The sequence below is a fragment of the Thomasclavelia sp. genome (genome assembly GCF_017889095.1).
Taxonomy (GTDB): domain Bacteria; phylum Bacillota_I; class Bacilli_A; order Erysipelotrichales; family Coprobacillaceae; genus Thomasclavelia.
In genome coordinates this window covers 1-4,832 of the sequence record NZ_JAGHEW010000168.1, presented here as the reverse complement: position 1 = coordinate 4,832, position 4,832 = coordinate 1, and the positions used below count along the sequence as shown (strand labels likewise).

Here is a 4,832-nt window from a genome sequence, read left to right as displayed (position 1 = left end):
CCAATCACCTTATTTTCAGTATCATTCATTAAAGGATCATATTTATAGTTATATAATCTTTGTAGACAGTTAACGATAATATGTCTTTGTTTTTCACTATTTGAAAGATCATCATAATCTTCAAAATAAATCATATCTATCGGTACTAAATATTCATATTGATAATATTTTGATTCATTATAAAAATCATCAATCATCTTATCATCACTAAATAAAAAAAGGTATCCAAAAAACTCCGGACCTTCTGCGTGTATTTGATATATTTCGCTATTTTCAAGATTATCACCAAACATATATCCTTTAAAATTAAAATCCTTATAACGATAACCAAATCTATTTTTTAGATAATAATACGAATAACTGTCATCCCCGTTATCTAAATCAATTTCTTTATCATCTACAAACATTTTAATATGTTCATCATATTTAAAACTAACATCATATTTTTTCATAAAGTTTGATATTGACGTTTCTTTAGTTAACGTATCAACAAGGTTATAACCATTATTATCTTGATCATCTACCAATCTTCTAGATAAATGCATTAACATTACCTGGTCAATTCTTTTAATTTGATTTTCTTTTACAAAGCCATCAAAGAAATCATACTGTTCATCTAAAACGAGAACCTGGTGATTTTCCTGATGCTTTTTATAACATTCATCGATGATCTTATATAATTCTTCTTTACCTATATTTAATATTTTACATAATGATTGTTCAATAGTTTCTTTGCTTTTTGTATTTATATACATATTCAGCTCCTTTCCAATATAAAATATTCATTAATTATTTGTCTTATTCAATTCATTTAACTTTAATCATTAATAAAGTTTTAAATGTAATGATAAATATAATTTTCATTGATATAGGAGCATATGCTAATCCAAAAACATCCCATAATTTTAATAATATTTTCTAAGTTGCTAAACACTCTATATCTATATAAGTTTCTTTTTTAATATATTCATCAAGTAACATCTAAACGACTAATTATTTTGATTCAATTTGTATTGTTAATTCGCCTATTTTATTGATAAAACTTTTTATCAAATGTTTTATTTTACTATGTAATTAACTACAAAAGTTAGGTTTATAATAGATCCCATTTAGAATCTTTATTTGTAATTATTAATTTTTCTATGTTATATTCTTTAATAGGCCACAAAATATCAAGCTTTGGATCATTCCAACGAATACCTCCACATAACTCAGGCTGATATTCACCATCACAATGATATGAAAATATTGAGTCTTCTAGAGCTAAAAAACCATGAGCAAAATCTTTTGGGATAAGTAAGCTGTTAATATTTTTTTCATCTAAAATTATTGAATATACTTGCATATACGATGGTGAACTCATTCTTAAATCTACTATTACATCAAATATTTTTCCTTTTATAACTCTTACTAATTTTGCCTGAGATTCACCTTTTTGATAATGTAACCCCCTAATAGCCCCTTTTTTTGTATATAAATCACTGCTTTCTGTTATAGAAAAATTTATCCCATGTTTCTTAAAAATATCAATCTCATAATTTTTGCTATATATCCCTCTATCATCTTCAAAAACATGATTTTCAATAGCATATACACCTTCGAAAGGGGTTTTATGAAATTTAAAACTCATTTTCACAGTTCACTTCCTTTTTTAATTTTTCAAAAATATCTTTTATTCCTTTTGTATGATTATCAGGAAAATCATATTCAATAGTGTTCAAGAGTTTATCATTATTACCAGCAAAAATCATTGCTTCATCTTTTCTATAATGTAATGCACCTAATTTAAAAAATTTTTCATCAAAACCACATGTTTCTATAATCTCTTTTACAAATTCTTTAACTTTTACCGGATTAGAGGAGCATATATTATAAACATCATATATATTTTTCTTAGTTGAATTAGCAAGCATAATAATACTTTTTACCACATCTTCAACATTTACAAAATCTCTTATTTGTTCTCCAGCAGTTAATTTTAAAACTTCTTTTTTTAGACCGTGATATATAATAGACGGTGCCAAACGATTTATCCCTTCACCTGCTCCAAAAACACCAAATGGTCTAACCGTAATTAGCGAAATGCCTTTTTGCTTTGCATATTGAGTGGTTAATTTTACTGAAGTATTTTTTGATATTGCATACAAAGATTCTGGATAACATTCATCAGTTTCAGACAATAACTTATTACCATGATTCCCATATTCAAAACATGAACCGAAATTTACTAGCAATCCAGATTTATTTTGTACTGCAAAATCTACCAACTGACATCCCATTTTAATATTAATATCACAGAAAAGAGATATATCAGAAAAGTCGGGACGGACTCCTACTGTTGCTAAATGATATATTGTTTGAAATGATGGAAATATATTTGGATTTGCTAACATATATGAAAAATCATCAATTACTGTTGTATTTTTTAAACTGCACAATTTTTGTCTTGATCGAGTATCTTCTTTTTCTATCAATGCATATACCTGATAATTTTCAATTAATTCACTTACCAGATTAAATCCTATAAATCCACCAGCACCTGTCACTAATACACTTTCCATTTTGAAATCTCCTTAAGGTATTCATTCACTTGCTGGTTTGTAACCACTTCAATACCTTTATTGCTGTAATAACATTTCGTCCATTCAACAGTTTTTTCTACTGCTGTTTCTACGTTCCATATTGGCTGCCAGTTTAAAATTGATTTTGCTTTAGAACAGTCTAATTTTAAAAAATTAGCTTCATGAGGCCCATTGTAATCTGTGGCTTTCCAGTTGGAATCATCTCCCCATTTTTTTACAAATAAAGAACAGATATCACCTGTAGTAATACAATCCGTTTCATTTGGACCAATATTATAGCATCCAGCTAAATTTTTATTTTCATATTGAAGCATTGCTAGGTAAAGATAAAACACTACTGGTTCTAATACATGCTGATATGGTCTTGTTGAATTAGGGTTTCGCACTTGAATAGTTTCATTATTAACTGTATATTTCACACAATCAGGAATAATTCTATTTTCGTTAAAATCTCCACCACCAATAACATTACCTGCTCGACACCGTGATACTGCTAATTCCATAGAATTAAAAAATGAATTAGTATAACTGTCTGTTACTAATTCGCTGCAAGATTTACTATTTGAATATGGATCAAATCCATTCAATCTATCTACTTCTCTATACCCATAACACCATTCATTATTTTGATAAACTTTGTCTGTTGTCACATTAATAAATGATTTAACACATTCACTCTTTCTTATGCATTCGCATATATTCACTGTTCCCATTACATTAACATCATAGGTGTAAACTGGCTTTTGATAAGATTCGATTACTAGAGGCTGAGCAGCCATATGAATGACAATTTCCGGTTTTACTTCATCAAATATTTTCACCATTTCTTCTAAGTTTCTAATATCACATATTCTAGAATCAATTTTATCTTTTAAATGTAATATATCATACAATGAAGGAGATGTATTTGGTTTTAAAGCTACACCTGTTACTTTTGCTCCTAACGAGTGCAATAAAAAAGACATCCAACTTCCTTTAAAGCCAGTGTGTCCGGTAATTAAAACTTTTTTGTTTCTGTAAAAATCTCTAAATTTTATTTCCATATCTTCCATAACGCTTCACCTGTATCCCATAATTTATTCAACTGATCATGGTCTCTTTTTGTATCCATACATTGCCAGTATCCCTCATGTTTATAAGCTTTAAGTTCTCCTAGTTTGGCTATTGATTCCAGTGGTTCTTTTTCAAATACACTCTCATCACCTTTAATATAATCAAATATTTCTGGATTCATAACCATAAATCCGATATTGATCATCGAACCATCATCTTTAGATTTTTCTCTAAAGCTGTTTATGGTTCCAGTATCATCCATATCAATGACACCAAATCTTTGACCTGCATTATAAATAGTCATAGTTCCAATTTTTCCATGAGATTTATGGTAATCTAAAAGGGCTTTTATATTGACATCTGATACTCCATCACCATATGTCAGCATAAAAGGCTCATTATTTACATATTCTTTAATTCTCTTGATTCTTCCACCAGTCATTGTATCCAAACCTGTATCAACTACTGTAACTTTCCATCTTTCACTGTTTTGATGATGAACAATAACTTCATCACCTTTAGTAAAATCAAATGTAATATCACTTGAATGGATGAAATAATTAGCAAACCATTGCTTGATAACTTCCTGCTTGTATCCTGCACAGATAACAAATTCATCAAATCCATAATAACTATATAGTTTCATAATATGCCAGAGTATTGGCATATTTCCTATCTCTATCATTGGTTTTGGTTTTAAATGTGATTCTTCACTTATTCTCGTACCAAAACCACCTGCTAATAAAACCACTTTCATTATATTTCCTCCTCACAAATAAGTTTTTTATAATATTCTATTACACTTGAATCAACATTAATATCAAATTTTCTTGCAAAAAAATATTCAGTTTTTTTTAATTCGTCAATATCTTCATATCTAATAATTTTTGGATGATTATTGACAAATTCTGAAGTATACATTAATGTTTGATTAGTCTTAATTCTATCTTTATATTTAGAATTCATTATTAGCGTAGCCCAAAATACTTCTTCAGGGCACATTGCATCAAAAAACAAATCTTTATAATATGCATTTTTCTTCAATTCGTTTAAAATATATGATCCAACATTTCTAGGAAACGCGCACCAAAAATAACTCTTATAATAAATTATATTTTTTTGTATATTTTTATTCGTTTTCTTTTTCTTTAAAGGAAAGCCCATCTTCGCTAATTCTATCCGCAACCTTCTTAATAT

Annotated in this window: 6 protein-coding genes; all 6 read right to left on the bottom strand. The window is 28.1% G+C overall.

The annotated features are described in order from the left end of the window. The coding region (locus J7M77_RS07450; protein WP_296877203.1) for a hypothetical protein at nt 1-755 on the bottom strand (755 nt) is incomplete at its 3' end. Between the two features lie 338 nt (nt 756-1,093). Next, the gene (rfbC, locus tag J7M77_RS07445; protein ID WP_296877204.1) at nt 1,094-1,630 is read right to left on the bottom strand and encodes a dTDP-4-dehydrorhamnose 3,5-epimerase; all 537 of its coding nucleotides are present in this window, start codon (nt 1,628-1,630) and stop codon (nt 1,094-1,096) included. After that, complete coding sequence (locus J7M77_RS07440; protein ID WP_296877202.1) at nt 1,620-2,561, bottom strand: NAD(P)-dependent oxidoreductase; 942 nt, start codon at nt 2,559-2,561, stop codon at nt 1,620-1,622. The genes rfbC and J7M77_RS07440 overlap by 11 nt, the downstream gene beginning before the upstream one ends. Further along, a complete protein-coding gene (rfbG, locus tag J7M77_RS07435; protein WP_296877201.1) occupies nt 2,546-3,634 on the bottom strand; it encodes a CDP-glucose 4,6-dehydratase in 1,089 nt (362 codons plus the stop codon). The genes J7M77_RS07440 and rfbG overlap by 16 nt, the downstream gene beginning before the upstream one ends. After that, nucleotides 3,616-4,392 carry a glucose-1-phosphate cytidylyltransferase gene (rfbF, locus tag J7M77_RS07430; protein WP_296877200.1) on the bottom strand — a complete coding sequence of 259 codons (777 nt, stop codon included), beginning with the start codon at nt 4,390-4,392 and terminating at the stop codon, nt 3,616-3,618. The genes rfbG and rfbF overlap by 19 nt, the downstream gene beginning before the upstream one ends. Then, nucleotides 4,392-4,832, bottom strand: a 441-nt coding sequence (locus J7M77_RS07425) for a hypothetical protein (protein ID WP_296877199.1), incomplete at its 5' end; no start/stop codon positions are given. The genes J7M77_RS07425 and rfbF, both read right to left, overlap by 1 nt.